General features: G+C 51.1%; 2 tRNA genes and 1 rRNA gene. All 3 read right to left on the reverse strand.

Features of this window, described 5'->3' with window-relative positions:
• Positions 1-351: 351 nt before the first annotated feature.
• Positions 352-427: transfer RNA gene (locus CFB47_RS40005), tRNA-Ala, on the reverse strand.
• Positions 428-466: 39 nt separating this feature from the next.
• A tRNA-Ile gene (locus CFB47_RS40010) sits at positions 467-543 on the reverse strand.
• A gap of 64 nt (positions 544-607) precedes the next feature.
• A 16S ribosomal RNA gene (locus CFB47_RS40015) occupies positions 608-726 on the reverse strand; the annotation flags it as partial.

The raw sequence follows: 726 nt of genomic DNA on the forward strand, positions 1-726 counted from the left end.
TTCGCAGGCTACCGCGTCCTTCATCGCCTGTGATCGCCAAGGCATCCACCACATGCACTTGTTCGCTTGACCCTATAACGAGTCTGTCTCGTTACAGGTTGAGTTCTCGCGTTGTGCCGTATTCCAATTTAAGTCGAACATAGAGTTCGAATCATCTTGAGATACATCGATACAATCACAACCCGGATAGTTTTCACGTCCATCTCAAGACGCTTCCGCTATCCAAATTACTTGCTTCTTCCAGATTGTTAAAGAACGACAGCCGATATCTGTTGATATCCTCTGACTGGCTCAATCGCCAATGCAAAATTCTCGGTTCAGTGTCTGAACCAAGCCCTTGGCGTTGGTGATTGGTGGAGGCAGACGGGATCGAACCGACGACCCCCTGCTTGCAAAGCAGGTGCTCTCCCAGCTGAGCTATGCCCCCATGAGTACAGATTTGCCTCAGGTACCTACCGCCAGACAATGGTGGGTCTGGTTGGATTCGAACCAACGACCCCCGCCTTATCAAGACGGTGCTCTAACCGACTGAGCTACAGACCCCTGAGTCTGTCTTTAAATTTACAGCCGATAAGCGTGAGCGCTCAACTTCGCGAGATAGCTCTGGAAAGGAGGTGATCCAGCCGCACCTTCCGATACGGCTACCTTGTTACGACTTCACCCCAGTCATGAATCCTACCGTGGTGACCGTCCTCCTTGCGGTTAGACTAGCCACTTCTGGTAAAA

Origin of the sequence: Burkholderia sp. AU27893 (assembly GCF_002223205.1) — a bacterium.
In the GTDB taxonomy this organism is placed as follows: Bacteria; Pseudomonadota; Gammaproteobacteria; order Burkholderiales; family Burkholderiaceae; genus Burkholderia.